This is a genomic window from Rhizobium sp. ERR 942, assembly GCF_007828395.1.
Classification (GTDB): Bacteria; Pseudomonadota; Alphaproteobacteria; order Rhizobiales; family Rhizobiaceae; genus Rhizobium; species Rhizobium dioscoreae.
Map to the genome: position 1 here is coordinate 142,996 of NZ_VIUA01000005.1, position 16,333 is coordinate 159,328.

The following is a 16,333-nucleotide window of genomic DNA, read 5'->3' on the forward strand; positions in this document are numbered from 1 at the left end:
TTAAATGATTTTCTCAGCCTTGAGCCACTCGCCCACTCGACGAGCACCAAGTGCGAAGTCCGTCGTGCAGCGAACTCCGAGCGCAGCTTGCAGATCATCAGTGTCAGCAATCGCCCAACGAATGTCGCCGTCGCGAAATTTTCCGGTAATGCGAGGTGATGGCGCAGAATATAATTCAGATATAATTTGCGACGCTTGAGCGATGGTTGTCGCAACGCCGGTTCCCACATCCAGACAACGCGTCGCATTGGGCTTTCGCCGCACAGCAGCCAAACAAGCTTCGACAACATCATCAATATATACAAAGTCTCGACCAACCTGCCCGTCTTCGTAAACCTCGATCGTTCCGCCAGCACTCGCGATTCGATGAAATAGGGTGATTATCCCGGTGTAGGGATTGAAGGGTGATTGGCCAGGACCGTAGACATTCTGAAAGCGGAAGATCGTCGCAGGGATACCCATCGCTGAGGCCCAACAGGATATAATTTGCTCCTGTGCTAATTTGGTGGCCCCATAGATACTTGCTGGTTTAGGGAAAATGTTTAGAGCGCGATGCGCAACTGGCTTCGCCGGAACACCGTTGGCGTCACAGATATCCCATTCGCCGGCTTCGAGTACCGCGTGATCGCGTAACCCCGGATAAAACACTTCACCGGAAGCTGACTTCCAGGCGCCCTCACCATATACGGCTCTGCTAGAGGTCAAGATGATATGTTCGGGTATCCGATCGTTACGACCAAACGCATCAAGCATTTGAGTAGTGCCGACGACATTGACCATTGCGTGACGGTTAGATTCTGTCAGCGACTGCCCAGTGCCGGTTTCCGCTGCGAGATGAACCACAGTCGAGAGAGTACGGTCTACAAGAAGGCGATCCCAAACGTCTGCATCCGTAACATCGGCAACTATAAGTTCAACATTATTAGGGAGGTGCTCGGGACGATCCGCGGTTTTGTGGATCTGCGGATGCATGTTGTCGATGACGACAATTTGGTCGCCGCTGTTTGCAAGTCCAGCAGCAACCCGGCTGCCTATAAATCCAGCCCCTCCGGTAAGTATCGTGGTCTTCTTCATAAATTAGCTTTCAATTGATTTCTCCCTAACATGACCGGCCGACGCAGGATGGCTAACGCACTTCAACTTCCCCTACGACTACGCTTTCGGATGGGCTCCCGGATCTTCCGCCCTCAATTTCCAGGACATACAGGCCCGTCTGCAATTCAGATATGGAGAATGATGCTCGAAAACCCGAATTGGCCAAAGTTGGATTACTGAAGTGGGTTGCGACATCGGGTCTTTCGATGAGCTCCACCTTCTTCTTGATGCTGGAACTTTTGCCCGAGATTTTGACTTCGATAAAATCAAATGGCGCCCGCTTGCCCGTCGGTATAGCCCATCCGGAAATCGAGAGGTTTCGATATTGACCCATCGTAATGGTGTTTCTACCGGTCGGACTTGGAGGTGAGCCGGCAATTTCGTCAATGTGCGTGATCATCTTCGGCTTGGAGCTCTTTGTCCTGAACAAGCCTGGCAAGACTAATGGTGCTTTTGCTGCCGACTGATTGCCAGTGGTCACTAGGCGAGGGGCCTCAGTGTGAGTCTTATTGGGTTCTGGAGTATTACTGGCAGCTTTCGCTAGTTGCGCATGGAGTTTGGCGAGCTCGGCAGAAGCATCGTTAATCTTCCGAGAGAGCTCCACCACTCGATTGTTCGCAATTGTGAGATCTACTAGCGCTTGTTCGTAGGAAATATCGGTCAAGTCCATCTGCAAATATCCAGAAAAAATTGATGTTCAGCTACTATACAATTTTTAGTCAGGCAGACTTACTATCGCGTCTCTTAGCTGGAATTTGCAAGTTCGCAAGCATTTGGTTTGCATTGCGAATTTCAATCTCTAGTTCCGCTAGGCGTTGTGTTAGCGCCATTGCTCTTTTGTTTGCTACTTCAACTTCAAGCAGCTTTTCTGCAAGTCTTCTTCTATTCATTTTCTCGTATTCCGTTCAATTGCAGCTTTTGCGGGCGTACACCCGGCAATTGAGCTCGCACCGATCAGGCATCACAAATGTCGTGTTTTCAGGGCTAAAGTGCCGCGTTTACCTTATGCTTGAAGCCTACTTTTTATTTCTCGTCAATCTGTCTCGGACGCAGTTTTTACGATTTCTTCTCAATCGCAGGATGTTCAAGCATGACCGAATGATCGAAGAGGAGAGTTCAGTGGTCGGCCGCCGCAAGGCGCAATCGTAGCATCTCAGGGTAGTGCCCACTTAACCGAGAGCAGATGCAGACATTGACTCGCTGAAGATGGCTCACCTATACCTTTGAGGCTAAGCGGCGAACTCCTTTTACGAGCTAGAACTCTAATGTTATCGATTGATGAATACCTTTTCCCGAGAGATTTAGACGTCACTGATGTAGATATTAGAAGGACGCTGTTTATAGGATCGTGCGCCTCTGAAGATTACGTCAAAGATTTACGAAGAAAGTATCCGGAAAAGCGCTTCGACCATTTGCTTTACAATTATGTTTCCGAGTTACCCAATCACGACGTGTCGGACGTGGACGTGCAGGTGATCCAATTACCTCTTAGACACGTTGTGGGCGATAAAGTAATAGATTTTAAGTATTTTACAGAGAATTTCGAGACGATAGCTAGTGATGCCGCTGAGCTACTACGATTGATGCTCGAGGGCGCGATGAAATATAATCGCGAGCATGGGCTACTCACTATCGTCACTAACTTTATCGTACCTCAAGGTGACTTTGTTGCTGGGTTAGATGGTGTCGGGACACACCGAGACCTGCGCGGCTTGGTGCGGTATTTGAACGAACAGCTGGTGATGCTTGTTCGTGAAACAAAAAATGCGTATCTGCTTGATGTCGAAAATATCGCCGCCACAATGGGTAAGCGTTATTTCTTGAATGATTTCATATTCTTTTCGACCCACAACGCATTTTGGTTCCCAGATTGGAACTCAAATGAGATCGGTCGACTAGAAGAAGTCCCGCATATCGAAACGATATCACCCTCACATTTAGATCAATTTTTCGGTGCTATCTGGCGTGGGATAGAAGCGTATTATCGCATTGCGCGCCAAATTGATCAGGTCAAGTTGGTCATTTTTGACCTGGATGACACTATGTGGCGGGGCATCATTGGCGAGCACTATACCTTCGAACAGCAGCCAATGACCGTGGGTTGGCCGTTCGGCATGCACGAGGTCGTTCACCATCTGCGAGCAAGGGGAATCCTGACGGCAATATGCTCTAAAAACAGCCTCGATCTCGTCAAAGAGAGATGGGACTTGGCGGTTCCATTGGGATTCATGAAACTAGAGCATTTTACGTTTGTGGAGATCGGTTGGACGCCAAAAACTGAAGCCATCGGACGAATTATTAGCTCTGCCAGCCTAACGGCAAAGAGCGTTGTCTTTGTGGATGACAATCCCGTCGAGCGCGATGCTGTAAAGAGTATGTACCCGGATATTCGCGTCTTGGCAGCCCAGCCATTCAACACGCGGCGGATTTTGCAGAATTCTCCCTCCACACAGATCGCCAGGCTAACTGCAGAGACGATCAATCGCGATGCAATGATGAGAAGCCAACAGGAGCGTGAAAAATCGCGAAAGGCGCTTACTCGTGAGGAGTTTCTGCAATCGCTAAATTGCGTCGTAGATCTTGCGTCGATTCGATCGACTGATGATCAACGATTTGGCCGTGCGTTTGAATTATTGAACAAGACAAACCAATTCAACACAACAGGGCGCCGCTGGTCTTTCGAGGAAATCTCAGTTCACCTTCAGGAGGGCGGAGAAATCGTGAGCTTTGCGGTATCAGATAAATTTACTAGCTATGGCTTGGTCGGTGTTGCCTTGATCAAGCAAAATGAGATAGTCCAGTTCGCGATGAGTTGCCGCATACTTGGGCTCGACATTGAAGCTTCAGTGCTGCGGATCCTTATGTCTAGGATGAGTGGACCAATTTATGTCGCACTTTTCAATGAAACCAAGGAAAATGTACCGGCTCGCACGCTATTACCGGCGCTCGGCTTTGAAGATCAAGGTAACGGCGTCTGGCAAGTGTCGCGTATAGAAGGCGACATAGCATCGCATTTGAAATTGACTGGCGATCTGCTCAACTCATAGCTAGCTGCGCTTACCGCGACTCATTATTATCAGGAGTTTCTCGTTTCTGCTCTACTCGGTGAATCGTCCCATGTAGCCGTAGAAGATGAACTTGATGGAAGAAAATCACACATCATTATACTAAAAAGAACGATGCTCATCGTTTTCGTGATTTTCCTCCCTTCGCGGATTCCGTAACGCAGAAAATGTGACTCTGGGTTCATTGCTGCGGCGTGAACATCGGGGTTGGCCTCAAGATACTCTTGGCTGCTAAATCCCATTTTGCGAAGTTGCTTGGCGTCAAAGTAGAGGGCAATGCCGCGCATCAGCTTATCAAAGATGCTTAATTTTTGATTTGAATATCGCCCGGCGACGAACCCGAGGGCTGCGCTAAGCCTGGTATTTTCGGTGTTAAGATTTGAAAGGTCCGCACGGAATTGTTCATGCAAATCTTCCATTGACTTAATTGCATCGAGCTTCTCGGCAAGCTCCTCTTTAAGATGTTGCCGTTCTTGAGCCCAAGAATCTGTTTTCTGCTCGAAACTCGCTTGCTCTTCCTTGAGGGCGCGTGTCTCACCTTCTAGGTTTGCGAGCCTGTTTTCTAACAAAGCGTATGAAGATCGCGAGCCGTTGCGAATTTTGTCTGCTTCCGCGATCCAGTTGCAAAGGTATCGCTCTCCTTTTGCTTGACCTGGAAATATTGCATTTAGAAGCTTCGAGCGCAGATCAGCATAATAACCCGCCTCCGGATGGAATTCCCAAGGTCCACCCCATGGCGCGTGTTCAGAAGTGTATAGAAGGTCTGGCGACGGCTTGATTAGAATGATGCCCTTATATTGAGCAACAAATTTCTCAACATCATCCAGGATGCGATTCCGTCTCTCCACGTCACGAATGTGTTTGAGAGGGACGAATTGGCCGTCCTTCAATTCGCTCAAGCACAAGCGCCTAGAAAGAAAGAAAACCTGGATGCCGCGCTCAAGCCGATCCTCTAGGAGCTCTTTAAATAGCTTATGAAAGTAATATTTCCATAAGTCCCAATAGTAATCTGTGTCTGGAGAAATAACCTTCGCGGATGAGAGAATTGAGTTTTCTCCATAGGATATTTTCCCCCAGCCCTCTCCGAATACATCGTCTCTTATATCCGGAAGTATGGTATCCTGAATCTGTAGGAAATTATGGGAGAAATCAGCCGCCGCCTCCATCACAATTATGCTGTCTGCAGCTTCTTTCGCGCGATTGAAGACGACTTTCTTGGACTCACGATCGAGAAACCTCGACATCTTTTCGTCCTCGAATACGTCGTCGATTGCGATGGCAGTTGATGCAATTACCGGTATTGTTGCACGCCAAAAGTGAGTGCTGTCTACAAAATCCCCCAGAGGGCTCAATACTTCCAAAAGATTGCAGCCGCCCATGGTAATTACTGAAGGCTTTGAAGGAGCGGTATGTTTCACCGAACTGTCTTGCTCTCTCAATGAAGATACGAGGGTCATTGCATTCACGAAAAGTTGTCCTTTGAGCAAAAGCAGTTGGGATGGATATTTTAAGTAGTTGAGCTTTCTATTTTATATACTGTAAGCTGCTTGCCAAAGAGTCAACACAGTGCCGCTCATAGGCTGCACCATTGTGATTGGAATGAAGCACTCCGCCCGGGCCTTTCAGTATCCAGTCCCGTAGTTCCTTGATCGTTGCATGATCCTCATCCGCTGAAAGCTTATCATGCAGTGCGATATTCGGTGCATAGCGACCGCTCTTGTTGCGTCGGACGACGACTTTGACGACGTGTTCAGATCTCGTCCATCAAAATTCGGCGTGACAATCGTTCGGCCAGTAGGCCGACGAATAGTGAGAGAAGTCCAAAGGCGAGGAGATATCCTTTATCAAGCAACCGATCGCTATAATTTTCAAAATAGGCGGTTCGCATCCATTCGACGCACTGCGCAACTGGGTTGTATGACAAGGGAATAGCTATCTGATCCGGGAGGTTTGGTGTAACGAAAAGGCTCCCTGAGGCTAAGTAGAGTACAATACCCGAGAGAGCATAGGCCGTCGCGAACATTGGAGCGAATGAGGTGACAACGCCAGCGATTGTCCCGACACCTAGGGCTAATAGGATTGTCGCCAAATAAGCGAGAACTGCTTGTGCAGGATCGACGGGATATGGCGTCAGCCCCAGTGAGATAAAAATAATCCACATCAAAAATATGGTAAAAATTCCCGCAACTATCTCAAGGAAAGCTCTTCCGAAAAGAATATCCGTCACCTTTACAATTGGAAAGGACAGCATATTCTTATTGAGGACTACAGACATACTCATAAATCTCGAAATATATATGAATGTTAATGTCGGAATGATTCCAGCGCCAAAAAAGATGAGTGGGCTTTCGCCATATGGGGCAGAGCGCCCAGAAATAGTGTTAAGAAGAATAATGATCAGCATGTGTACAAGCGGCCATAGCGACTGAACTAGAAAGCCAATGCCGTGGTTGAAGAACCTTGTCCGCATATCGCGGAGGATCACAGCGCCCATGACGTTTTTCTTCTGCTTTAATGCGTCCAGTAACGACAAACGCTTGTTATCTTTTGGATTTTCTCTCATCGAAGTTCTTGAAGCGGAAATTGATATCTGGGTTTACTCAGCAAAATGTAGTTTATTCCGCCCCATGCTATGGTCCTAGCTAGCAATAGACGAGCAAGGATTTCGCGTATGTATCGCTGAAATTCCTTCATGCTGCGGATGAGCTTTTTCACCATTCGGATCTCGTCTGGATGTTTCATTGCTGCGCTTAGAAACTTGAGTTTGGTCTATCACTCGTTCTATGCGTTGGGAATATCATGCTATTCGTCGGTTTCGGATATTTCGCTCAGTGAATCAAGCGTCTCGGCGTCTGCGTTGTCGGACTGTGTTTTACTTAGGATCTCCCTCAGATCGCGAGTTGCTTGGGCAGCGGACGCGGCCTCAGCGATCGATAGGCATTCGCTGAGGCTTTAATATGTTGGTGATAAGCCGCTCAATCCTGCGTCCGGCACAACTCCCGGAGTACCCAACCGGTTGTCCTTGGAAATGACGCCGTGAGCAGCTTTATTGTCGGTAATGCTAATGGCATGTCATGTTCCATAGGGACGGATAACTTTTCAACGATGGTGGCAACGAGCAGATTATCGCGATTTACTAAAGTGATGAAAGGTACAATTCGTGCTTGCAAAATGTGAATCCCTCATCAACATGACTGACGGGGCATTCATTTTTTTGTTGGGAAACATGTCGAAAGAACTATTAGGAAAAGCTATGCCTAGGCATCGTCATTTTATTAATGAAACATTGACAAAGATCGTAGCGGATAACGCTGTAAAATCGGGAGATTCTGTCTTCGATGTTGGGGCGAACGCCGGTTGGCATACACGAAACCTATCTCGCCTCGTTGGCGCGGATGGAATTGTTCATGCTTTTGAGCCGAACCCTTTGCATTGAAGCGCATTGTTGGAAGTAAGCAGTGTGCGGCTTTGGTCCTGCGCCGTCGGCGATAGGATTTCCGCCGAGACGTTCTATTTTGCTATCGGACATGACGAAGCTGCGTCACTCCATGATCCGCGAGACTGGATTGGCTCAAACGTTGATATGCGCTATCTAACCGTTCTCCAAGCAGATATTGATAGCTTGGAAGAGGCGTGTCGCAAACCCGTTTCTTTTATCAAAATGGATGTTGAACGAAATGAATTTAAGGCGTTGCTGGGTGCCAGGAACCTAATTGAACGGGATCATCCCGTGGTTATCCTCGAAGGGGATTCGAGCAAAATAACAGGCTTGATGAACCCGATGGGATATCAACGGTATCCTTTGGGAGGCGAAATGCCAAATGCGCTGTACATCCCATTGTCGTTTGATCCCGAGAGCACTTCCCCATCTGAAGAAGCCATAGATACGACGATACGCCAGGCATTTGAGCGCTTTCCACTCTAAGTGGGCTGTAGCATCCAAAGCCGATTTGTGGCGCTCTTCAGGGCGCCTTTTTTCATTTGAGTCCGCCATGAAGTATAATGCGCAAGCTGAAAGGCGTTGGCGGGACGGATGGCGGCGGGAAGTCCGCGTTCGGCAAACAGCCGTCGGAAGGCCTCGAAGATGCCCTGTTCACGTGTTGATTCGAAGGCTTCACAGGCAAGCAGGAACGGCGGCGTTCAAGTTTGCTGCAGGAAATCCGCGATCAAGCTTGAGATGGTCTCAGGGGCGTCCTCGAAGCAGTAGTGGCCGACGCCTGGGAGGCGCTCGATGGGCGCCGACGGGAAGAGAGCGGAAAAGAGCGGCAGGAAATGTTCCGCATGCAGCGTCCTGTCCGCCTCGCCCCATATGGCAAGAGCCGGTTTGCCACGGATAATGCGCTCGGCCGCCGAATCCGGTATCTCGAATTGGTGGGCGCCGGTCGCAAAGCCCTTTGCCCAGCCGAGCGCGCCAAGGCACTCGGCCGCGGTGGCAAAAGGCATGCCATAGGCATGGAGCCAGGTGTCGTCGATGATGGCGTTGTTTTCGAAGCCGTTGAGCTTGAGCGTGCTCAGAATATTATAGCCGAGATTGTTGAGCACCGGCTCCAGCGTGCCGTCGGCTTCGGCCTTGAGGATCCATTGAAACCATGGGGATACGGCAGCGTTCGCTGCCGCGCGATCGATAACATCGGCCTGGCCGAAGGAAGTTGGTCCGTTTGCCGAGATGATGCGGCGAATCCTGTGGGGATGGCGGGCGGCAAAGCCCATGCCTACCGGCCCGCCGAAATCATGCATGACGAGCGTGATGTCTGTGAGGTCGAGCGCGAGCACGAAGGCCTCCAGATTGGCGATATGGTCCTGCAGCCAGTAGCTGCGACCGGCCGGTGTTTCGCTCTTTCCGAAGCCCATGTGGTCGGGAACGACGATGCGATGCGTGCGTCTCAGTGTCGAGATGAGATGGCGAAACAGATAGCCCCAGGTCGGCTCGCCATGCAGGCAGAGGATGATTTCGCCGTCACGCGGGCCTTCGTCGACGTAATGCATCAGGAAGCCAGGTGCTCTGGTGAAATGCGGCGCAAAGGGGAATGTATCGGCGAATGTTTCATTGGCAGGAATCACAGTCGTTCTCCTGGTGCGGTTTTAATTTGAAACAATGTTTCCATTATCTCTTGCGGTTTTAGTTTGCAACCAATATATTGAACTCACGATCAGGCATCTGATCGCGGTCCTAACGGCAGACATTGAAACAGGCGAAGGCACGGCATGGCCAAGAGGGTGAGCCATAAAGATTCGATGTGCGGGGTGGCGCGGCCGCTGGATGCGATTGGCGACTGGTGGTCGCTGCTGATCATCCGCGATGCCTTCGATGGGCTGCGGCGGTTCGGCGAATTTCAGAAGAGCCTCGGGCTTGCCAAGAACATCCTCTCGGCCCGGCTGCGCAATCTCGTCGCGCACGGCATCATGGATACCGTGCCGGCCTCCGACGGCAGCCCCTATCATGAATATGTGCTGACGCAGAAAGGGCAGGGCCTGTTTCCTCTGCTGGTCGCGCTTCGCCAATGGGGCGAGGACTTCTTTTTCGAGCCCAATGAGCCGCATGTGACGCTGGTCGACAGAGCAACAAAGCTGCCGGTGCGGCGGCTGGAACTGCGGGCGCAGGATGGGCGGATGCTTATGGCTGAAGACACAGTGATCGTAGCGCCGTCGCCTGAGGAATGAGGCTGGCGCGCCCGTCGTCAGGCAACAGTTCGGTCACGGCCGAACTATTTCAGACTCCATGTCGGTTACATTGAAACTCTCAAAGGAGAGTTGCAATGTTGACGAAGACAGAATCCCGCGCGGCCGATAGCGACCGCGAGCATATCGAAATCAAGCCCAGCGTGCTGTATGTCGGCACTCCCGTCGTGCTGATTACGAGCCTCAACCCTGATGGCACGACGAATATCTCGCCAATGTCCTCGGTTTGGGCTCTATACGATCGTGTCGTTCTCGGGCTGACATCGAGCAGCAAGGGGCGGGAAAATCTCCTGCGCGAGCGTCAGCTGGTGCTGAATTTTCCGTCGCCGGAGCTGTGGCCAAAAGTCGAGGCGATCGCGCCGACCACGGGCCGCGATCCCGTTCCCCGGCATAAGAAAAAGATCGGCTATCGTTTCGAGGCCGATAAATTCGATGTGGGCGGCTTTACGCCGCGGCCAGCCGATCTCGTGCGGCCGCTGCGCATCGCTGAATGTCCGATCCAGTTCGAGGCGGAGGTGGTGGCGGCGCATCCTCCCGGCGGGGATTGGCCCTCGGAGCGTGCCGAAGGCTTCTCCATCATAGAGGCGAAGGTTCTTCGTGTCCACGCGCACAAGGATATCGTCGTCGCCGGCACCCATCACATCGATACGAGCAGATGGAGCCCGCTGTTTTACGTGTTTCGGCATTATTTCGGCACCGGGCCGGATCTTGGCCGCACCTTCAAGGCCGAGAGATGATGCGTTTCCCGGTCGGCACCATCCTCGCAACTATATCTATTTGCTGGTTCCGGCCCCGCTGATCAGCAGCCCAAGGCCGGCTTCGAACAGGGCTTCATGGCCTTTGGCGCGATAGACCGACAAGGCTTTGGCGAGGTTCGGATGGCTTTCGGCGGCGGCATCAATTGCCGACCGATCCCTGGAAGGGGCCTCGTCCGCCTGCTCCTCAAGCACGCACCCCACCACATAGCGACTGATCGCGATCTGCAGCCCCAGAGCCTTTTCGGGATCAAAACCGGCGGCATGCAGGCATTCGAGCTGCGCTTCGATTGCATCGAGGTGCGGAGCATCGACCTCGGTTCCCGCATGAACGCGAGCGCCGTCGCGCCAAGCCAGCAGGGCCGAGCGAAAACTGCGGGCATTGGTGCGCAGGAATTCCTGCCAGGTCTCTCCGGCAAGGGGTATGTTTCGGGTGTGATTTCGCCTCAGCATCTCGGCATTCATAGCCGCAAGAAGGGCCTTCTTGCCCTTGAAATGCCAATAGAGCGCCGGCTGCTGCACGCCGAGGCGCTGGGCGATCAGCCGCGTCGACAGGCCGTCGATGCCGACTTCGTTCAGAATGGTCAGCGCCGCATCGACGATCTGGCTTCGATCGATTTTCATCCTCTCTCCGATTGACAGTCCCTCTCAAGTAATTTATCGGCGATAAAGTTCCTTATCAATGATAAGTTTTCGCTATGAACAAGATGCTTTTGACTATCTTGGCGGTCGTCGTTCTCGATGCCGCCGGCACCGGCCTCGTGATGCCTATCCTGCCGGAGCTTCTGCGGAGCGTGGCGCATTCGCCCGAACTCGGTTGGCGCTATGGCGCCTTTCTGTCGCTCTATGCGGCGCTGCAGTTCCTGGCCTCTCCCATTCTCGGGACGCTGAGCGACCGTTACGGCCGCCGACCCGTGCTGCTCGCTTCGTTGGCGGGTGGCATGATCGACTATGTCTTCATGGCATGGGCGCCAGGCTTCTGGTGGCTGTTCCTTGGCCGTGCTATCGCCGGCTTGACCGCGGCCAATGCCGCAGTTGCGAGTGCCTGCCTTGCCGACATCACGCCGGAGGAGCGCCGGACGCGCGCTTTCGGGCTTCTCAGTGCCTGTTTCGGCATCGGCTTCATCCTTGGACCGGTCATCGGAGGAGTACTCGGCACGATTTCGCTACGTGCGCCTTTCGTCGCGGCCGCGATTCTGGTGATGGTGAATTTCGTCGTTGCGCTTGTCGTGCTGCCCGAGACAAGAACGGTGAAGCCCGAGCGGATCGATCCGGCGGCCTTTCATCCGCTGGCGTCGCTGCGCTGGATCGGTGCGTTTCCAGCGCTGGTGCCGCTGCTCTTCATGTCCATCCTCCTTGCCATTGTCGGCGAGGTCGGCGGCACCGTCTGGGTGCTCTATGGTCAGGACAAGTTCGGCTGGGATACGGCGACCGTCGGCCTGTCTCTCGCTGGTTTCGGCCTGTTCCATGCGCTCGCCCAAGCTTTTGTCGCCGGCCCCTTGAGTGAGCGCTGGGGCGAACGCTGCGCGCTGATGGTCGCGATTGTCTGCGACGGCGCGGCTTATGTGGCCATCGCCTTCGTCACGCGGGGATTTCTCGTCCTTTTTCTGTTTCCGCTCTTCTGCCTCGGCGGAGTCGGCCAGCCGACGCTGCTGTCCTTGATGACCAAGCGCGTGGGTCCGGACGAACAGGGGCGTTTGCAAGGCGTGCTTACCAGCCTGACGAGCCTCGTCTCGATGATCGCGCCTCTGGCGATCAGCGAGATCTACTTCGCCTCGAGGCATGTCTTTCCCGGACTGGTCTGGGTACTCGGCGCTTCGCTCTATCTCCTATGCGTGCCGGTTCTCTTCGCAAACCGGCAGCGGGCAGATCGACAGAAGGAGGGAGCGCCGCACCGGCAAGGGGAGCCGCCGTGAGCGGCACCCAAGAGCTAAGTGAACGGGCAAGCGAACAATCCTGTCTATGCAGGTGTATCTATGCGGGCGCGCCGGTAATGGCAGCCGCTTGCCATGTCAGTTGACGGAATCGTCCGGATCAGGGTCCTTCACCTTGGTAAAGAGGCTCTTCAGCGCACTGGTCTTTACCTTCGCCGCCTTGTTGGCCTTGATCGCCCGGGTGGCGGCCTTTGCCTGTTCGAGCATCATCTCGATCTGGATCTGCTGGATTTCGGTCAGACGCTCCCATTGGCGATTGAGGAGATGGTCGACCTTTTCATGCAGGTGACGGATTTCCAGTTCGGCCTTCAGATTGACCTTGTAGTCGTTGAGGGCGCGCAGGCGATCCTTCTCTTCCTGGCGGCGCTGGCTCATCATGATGATCGGCGCCTGCAGTGCTGCGATGGTCGACAGAACGAGGTTCAGCAGGATGAACGGATAGGCGTCGAAGGCCTGCTTTTCGCCCATGGCAAGATTGATGCCCATCCAGACGGCGAGAAACAGACAGAAGGAGATGATGAAGGTCCAGCTGCCGCCGAAGGACGCGACGCCATCCGCCATGCGGTCACCGATCGAGCGGTGGTCTTCGTAGTCCTCTTCGATGTTCTCGGCCAGCGTATCATGCGTCTTCAGGCTTTCGACGACCTCGTCCTCGAGGTTGGAAAGCTCGCCGCGCTCGACCGTCAGCAGCTCGGCGATATATTGGGCACGATAATCGTCCATGACCTTGCGGCTGATATAATCGTCCGCGCGAAGCTCCGGGTGCTTCAGCCGCATGAAATCCGCGAGCGACGGGCGGAGGTCATCGACATGCACCGCATCTTTTTTCTTGAGCACCTGACCGGTAATGGCGTCGACCAGCTTGACGGACTTGGCCTTCGCCTGGGCAAGGCTCTTGGTATAATCGTCCATTTCCACCACGGTCGGGCTTTCGCCCTCACCCGCGTCGAAATCGACGATGCCTTCCGCCGGCTCCAAGCTCTTCGTTTCTGTCATCTAAGGGGCCTTCTTTGACGTTTTCTCGCTCATTAGCCAATAATGCGAACAGGAATATGACTGTTAGAAGACAATGGAAATTGTCGCCGATATGGACCGCAGCCGCCTATCCGCACTTCTCTGCTATTTGCTCCTATCAAATTTTTAGCGTCATTATCCTAAGCAACGGCAAACGCGATACGCCGTTCCTGCAATCCCTTGCGCCTGTCTCGCCCGCCACCCCAAAAAAGCAACCCTTCCGGGCGAATTCGTCACCGGTTTCGAAAGCGTTGCGTGTTTCTGCAGAAATTTCTACCGATTCGATCAGGTTTTGATTTTTCAGCCCCTTGACCAAGGCCGGCCGACTTCTATTTGCCGCGGTGCAGCAGACATTCGCGAGAGCGAATAAATGTTAAGGTTTCAATGAATTATCGTCAGCGGGTTGGGGGCCTGCTGTCACGGATCTTTTAAATGCGTGGAAAGGATCGCTATGCACAATCCCCCGGCAGAAGACTTGGAGTCTATCGCCCGACAAGGCGGCCGATTCAAGCGAATGGCCGTCAGGATACCCACCTACCTGACCGATCTTAAGGAAAACCCGGCCTGGCTGCCGATGTTCCTGCTGGCCAGAACCTTGCCGTTTCGGCACATCCATTGGCTGGCCACCAAGCAGCCCGTCAGGCTTCCCGTTTCCGGCACTTCGATGTTTGCCGGCACCGAGCGCAGCGCCGTCGTCAACGCGCTGCGGACCGATGGCATCTATCCGAGCCTGATGCTGCCGGATCATATTCATCGTGAAATCGCCGAGTTCGCCGCCAACACCGCCTGCTTCGGCAATTTCAACCGGAAGCTCGAATTCGTCGCAGGCGAACATAAGGAAGCGGAGGCTCGCTTCGGGCGGCCGATTCTGAGCGGGCACTTCTTCGAGCGCTCGCTCGATTGCGAAGCCGTCATGGCGGTCCAGCGCGATCCGCTGCTCATTGACGTCGCCCGCCAATATCTCGGCGGTCAGGCCAAGGTGATCACCACCCGCATCTGGTGGAGCTTCCCGACCCAGGCTTCCGAAGCCGACCGAAGCCTCGCCTCGCTCGACAAATATCACTTCGATCTCGACGACTGGCGGATGCTGAAATTCTTCTTCAATCTTGTCGATGTGGATGAGGGCACTGGTCCGCATGTTTTCGTCAAGGGAAGTCACAAGCGCCGCCGGGTCCGTCATCAACTGACCTTGCTGGTCGGGCATCCGGCAAACGAAGTACTCGATTATTATGGCGAGGCGAATGCACTGACACTGACCGGCAAAGCCGGCTCGGGCTTCGTCGAAGATCCCTTCGGTTTCCATATGGGCACCGTGCCGACGCAGAAGCCGCGGCTGATGATGGAGGTGGGTTTTGGGGTCTCAAAGCCATCGCGTCGCCGCTTCCACGGAGAACCCGTCCTGCGTTAAAGCATGTCGCGCAAAAGTGCGCAGTGTTTTCGCGACAACGACATGCGCGGAATAAAACGCACATTTAGCCGGTATCACGGAGCGCCACTCGCAATTGGCGCTGCCGTCTGACCGATCTCAGGCCGAGCGGCCGAAACGCCTGGCAATCAGGTGGTCGAGCGCGATCCGTCCCGGCCCGCCCGCGATGATCACCAGAAAGCAGGTTGCCCATGTTCCATGCGTCGGCCAGGCATCGGGGTAGACGAAGATCTCGATGACCATGGTCATGCCGAGCAGCGCCAGTGCCGAGAGGCGGCTCGCCAATCCAATGACCAGCAGAAAAGGAAAGAAGTGCTCGCTGAAGGCGGCGATATGGGCGGCGATCCAGGGATCGACCAGCGGCAGCTTGTATTCCGTCTGGAAGAGATAGACGGCATTGTCGGTCACGTGCCAGCCATCCACTTTGGTCTGGCCGGATTGCCAGAAGACGGCGGCGATCGACAATCGCGCTATCAGAGCAATCAGATCATGCGGAATGCGGTCGAGAAGCTTAAGGCCGCTATAGAGCCTTTGGGGCAAGGTTTCGCGTTCGGCCGTAGCGGCCGTCATCATCTGGTTCTGCATCTTCATTCCTCTTGGCGTTCAGCGAATGGCCATAAAAGCGCCTGCCGTGAACGCACCGGCGAGGTTGGCGGAAAGATCGAAATTGGCGGCTTCGGCGAGAGCCGTCTCATAGGCCTGACCAAGGGAGGCGCCCGAAAACAACACTTCCAGAAAAGTTGCGCCACCCGGCGGCAGACGATGCACCTCGACAATCATTTGCGGGCGGATGACAAGAGCATCCTCGCCCGTCCAATCGCTTATATCTGCAAGCTCGATTTCGCCGGTGTTCATCGCCCAGATGGTGACGGCCGGATAGGCGGAACGTGTGACCGAGGCGGAAGGATGCGGCACGAAAGCCAGCTCCGCAAGGCCTGCCGGCTCGATGGTCGCCACGAGCGCCGCATCGAGCGGTACAGCGTCGGCCGCATGATAGGCTCGACCCCGAAGTGCCTCCAGCCGCATGACATCGGCGAGATAGGGGATTTCCTGCGCCGGTTCGAAACTCCCGGCGAAATCGGGGAAGTCATCGCCATAGGCAAGCAACAGCGGCGAGCGCGGCGGATGCAGGCGGATGAACTCATGCGCCATGGCGGCGAAGAATTCCTCGCCGACGATCCTTTCCGCAGCCGGAAAGCGCGAGGCGAGTGCGCCGATCAGGCCGATGGCGACATTATTGCGATAGACACCGAAACGCCGTGCCGGCTGTGGGCCATTCCAGGCCGTCAATCCATCGGGCACCGCGAGAGCTGGATCGACGAGCGCTGCGGCGAATTCGCTTTGCGTGGCGAGAGACATCGATCC

Annotated in this window: 16 protein-coding genes; 6 read left to right on the top strand and 10 right to left on the bottom strand. The window is 53.9% G+C overall.

Features of this window, described 5'->3' with window-relative positions:
* From FBZ97_RS20800 to FBZ97_RS34490, 3 genes are read right to left on the bottom strand one after another with little or no spacing between them, the layout of a single operon-like run.
* Positions 1-1,074, bottom strand: a complete 1,074-nt coding sequence (locus FBZ97_RS20800; RefSeq protein WP_145321789.1) for an SDR family NAD(P)-dependent oxidoreductase — start codon at positions 1,072-1,074, stop codon at positions 1-3.
* Between the two features lie 52 nt (positions 1,075-1,126).
* Positions 1,127-1,765 (bottom strand): hypothetical protein, encoded by a 639-nt coding sequence (locus FBZ97_RS20805; protein ID WP_145321791.1) that lies wholly within the window; start codon positions 1,763-1,765, stop codon positions 1,127-1,129.
* Between the two features lie 49 nt (positions 1,766-1,814).
* Positions 1,815-1,985 (bottom strand): hypothetical protein, encoded by a 171-nt coding sequence (locus FBZ97_RS34490; RefSeq protein ID WP_156090767.1) that lies wholly within the window; start codon positions 1,983-1,985, stop codon positions 1,815-1,817.
* 375 nt (positions 1,986-2,360) lie between these two features.
* On the opposite strand from FBZ97_RS34490, the gene FBZ97_RS20810 reads away from it, so the two are divergent.
* A complete protein-coding gene (locus tag FBZ97_RS20810; RefSeq protein WP_145321793.1) occupies positions 2,361-4,142 on the top strand; it encodes an HAD-IIIC family phosphatase in 1,782 nt (593 codons plus the stop codon).
* 29 nt (positions 4,143-4,171) lie between these two features.
* Here FBZ97_RS20810 and FBZ97_RS20815 read toward each other — a convergent pair whose 3' ends face one another.
* Together FBZ97_RS20815 and FBZ97_RS20820 are read right to left on the bottom strand one after the other, a co-directional pair.
* Positions 4,172-5,626 carry a hypothetical protein gene (locus FBZ97_RS20815; protein ID WP_145321795.1) on the bottom strand — a complete coding sequence of 485 codons (1,455 nt, stop codon included), beginning with the start codon at positions 5,624-5,626 and terminating at the stop codon, positions 4,172-4,174.
* Positions 5,627-5,910: 284 nt separating this feature from the next.
* Positions 5,911-6,723: an ABC transporter permease gene (locus FBZ97_RS20820; RefSeq protein WP_246661820.1), complete on the bottom strand. Its 813-nt coding sequence runs from the start codon at positions 6,721-6,723 to the stop codon at positions 5,911-5,913.
* 882 nt (positions 6,724-7,605) lie between these two features.
* On the opposite strand from FBZ97_RS20820, the gene FBZ97_RS20825 reads away from it, so the two are divergent.
* Positions 7,606-8,085: an FkbM family methyltransferase gene (locus FBZ97_RS20825; protein WP_186449524.1), complete on the top strand. Its 480-nt coding sequence runs from the start codon at positions 7,606-7,608 to the stop codon at positions 8,083-8,085.
* A gap of 215 nt (positions 8,086-8,300) precedes the next feature.
* Here the strand turns inward: FBZ97_RS20825 and FBZ97_RS20835 are convergent, their stop codons facing one another.
* Positions 8,301-9,221 carry an alpha/beta fold hydrolase gene (locus FBZ97_RS20835; RefSeq protein ID WP_145321799.1) on the bottom strand — a complete coding sequence of 307 codons (921 nt, stop codon included), beginning with the start codon at positions 9,219-9,221 and terminating at the stop codon, positions 8,301-8,303.
* A gap of 144 nt (positions 9,222-9,365) precedes the next feature.
* On the opposite strand from FBZ97_RS20835, the gene FBZ97_RS20840 reads away from it, so the two are divergent.
* Positions 9,366-9,821 carry a helix-turn-helix domain-containing protein gene (locus tag FBZ97_RS20840; protein WP_145321801.1) on the top strand — a complete coding sequence of 152 codons (456 nt, stop codon included), beginning with the start codon at positions 9,366-9,368 and terminating at the stop codon, positions 9,819-9,821.
* 95 nt (positions 9,822-9,916) lie between these two features.
* Positions 9,917-10,576, top strand: a complete 660-nt coding sequence (locus tag FBZ97_RS20845; RefSeq protein WP_145321803.1) for a flavin reductase family protein — start codon at positions 9,917-9,919, stop codon at positions 10,574-10,576.
* A gap of 36 nt (positions 10,577-10,612) precedes the next feature.
* Here the strand turns inward: FBZ97_RS20845 and FBZ97_RS20850 are convergent, their stop codons facing one another.
* Positions 10,613-11,218: a TetR/AcrR family transcriptional regulator C-terminal domain-containing protein gene (locus FBZ97_RS20850; protein ID WP_145321805.1), complete on the bottom strand. Its 606-nt coding sequence runs from the start codon at positions 11,216-11,218 to the stop codon at positions 10,613-10,615.
* A 74-nt stretch (positions 11,219-11,292) separates the two neighbouring features.
* Between FBZ97_RS20850 and FBZ97_RS20855 the strand changes: the two genes are divergently transcribed.
* Positions 11,293-12,510, top strand: a complete 1,218-nt coding sequence (locus tag FBZ97_RS20855) for a TCR/Tet family MFS transporter (protein ID WP_145321807.1) — start codon at positions 11,293-11,295, stop codon at positions 12,508-12,510.
* 96 nt (positions 12,511-12,606) lie between these two features.
* Here FBZ97_RS20855 and FBZ97_RS20860 read toward each other — a convergent pair whose 3' ends face one another.
* Positions 12,607-13,524 (bottom strand): DUF1003 domain-containing protein, encoded by a 918-nt coding sequence (locus FBZ97_RS20860; protein WP_145321809.1) that lies wholly within the window; start codon positions 13,522-13,524, stop codon positions 12,607-12,609.
* 469 nt (positions 13,525-13,993) lie between these two features.
* Between FBZ97_RS20860 and FBZ97_RS20865 the strand changes: the two genes are divergently transcribed.
* Positions 13,994-14,950, top strand: a complete 957-nt coding sequence (locus tag FBZ97_RS20865; protein WP_145321810.1) for a phytanoyl-CoA dioxygenase family protein — start codon at positions 13,994-13,996, stop codon at positions 14,948-14,950.
* A gap of 117 nt (positions 14,951-15,067) precedes the next feature.
* On the opposite strand, the gene FBZ97_RS20870 is transcribed toward FBZ97_RS20865, so the two are convergent.
* Both FBZ97_RS20870 and FBZ97_RS20875 read right to left on the bottom strand, forming a co-directional pair.
* Entirely contained in the window at positions 15,068-15,553 is a 486-nt protein-coding gene (locus tag FBZ97_RS20870; RefSeq protein ID WP_145321812.1) for a DoxX family protein, read from the bottom strand.
* Between the two features lie 18 nt (positions 15,554-15,571).
* Positions 15,572-16,327: a DNA-binding domain-containing protein gene (locus tag FBZ97_RS20875; protein ID WP_145321814.1), complete on the bottom strand. Its 756-nt coding sequence runs from the start codon at positions 16,325-16,327 to the stop codon at positions 15,572-15,574.
* Positions 16,328-16,333 lie beyond the last annotated feature (6 nt).

Coding starts and splice junctions, on each gene's coding strand:
- FBZ97_RS20800 (WP_145321789.1), bottom strand. CDS start 1,074: ATGAAGAAGACCACGATACTTACCGGAGGGGCTGGATTTATAGGCAGC.
- FBZ97_RS20805 (WP_145321791.1), bottom strand. CDS start 1,765: ATGGACTTGACCGATATTTCCTACGAACAAGCGCTAGTAGATCTCACA.
- FBZ97_RS34490 (WP_156090767.1), bottom strand. CDS start 1,985: ATGAATAGAAGAAGACTTGCAGAAAAGCTGCTTGAAGTTGAAGTAGCA.
- FBZ97_RS20810 (WP_145321793.1), top strand. CDS start 2,361: ATGTTATCGATTGATGAATACCTTTTCCCGAGAGATTTAGACGTCACT.
- FBZ97_RS20820 (WP_246661820.1), bottom strand. CDS start 6,723: ATGAGAGAAAATCCAAAAGATAACAAGCGTTTGTCGTTACTGGACGCA.
- FBZ97_RS20840 (WP_145321801.1), top strand. CDS start 9,366: ATGGCCAAGAGGGTGAGCCATAAAGATTCGATGTGCGGGGTGGCGCGG.
- FBZ97_RS20845 (WP_145321803.1), top strand. CDS start 9,917: ATGTTGACGAAGACAGAATCCCGCGCGGCCGATAGCGACCGCGAGCAT.
- FBZ97_RS20850 (WP_145321805.1), bottom strand. CDS start 11,218: ATGAAAATCGATCGAAGCCAGATCGTCGATGCGGCGCTGACCATTCTG.
- FBZ97_RS20855 (WP_145321807.1), top strand. CDS start 11,293: ATGAACAAGATGCTTTTGACTATCTTGGCGGTCGTCGTTCTCGATGCC.
- FBZ97_RS20860 (WP_145321809.1), bottom strand. CDS start 13,524: ATGACAGAAACGAAGAGCTTGGAGCCGGCGGAAGGCATCGTCGATTTC.
- FBZ97_RS20865 (WP_145321810.1), top strand. CDS start 13,994: ATGCACAATCCCCCGGCAGAAGACTTGGAGTCTATCGCCCGACAAGGC.
- FBZ97_RS20870 (WP_145321812.1), bottom strand. CDS start 15,553: ATGCAGAACCAGATGATGACGGCCGCTACGGCCGAACGCGAAACCTTG.
- FBZ97_RS20875 (WP_145321814.1), bottom strand. CDS start 16,327: ATGTCTCTCGCCACGCAAAGCGAATTCGCCGCAGCGCTCGTCGATCCA.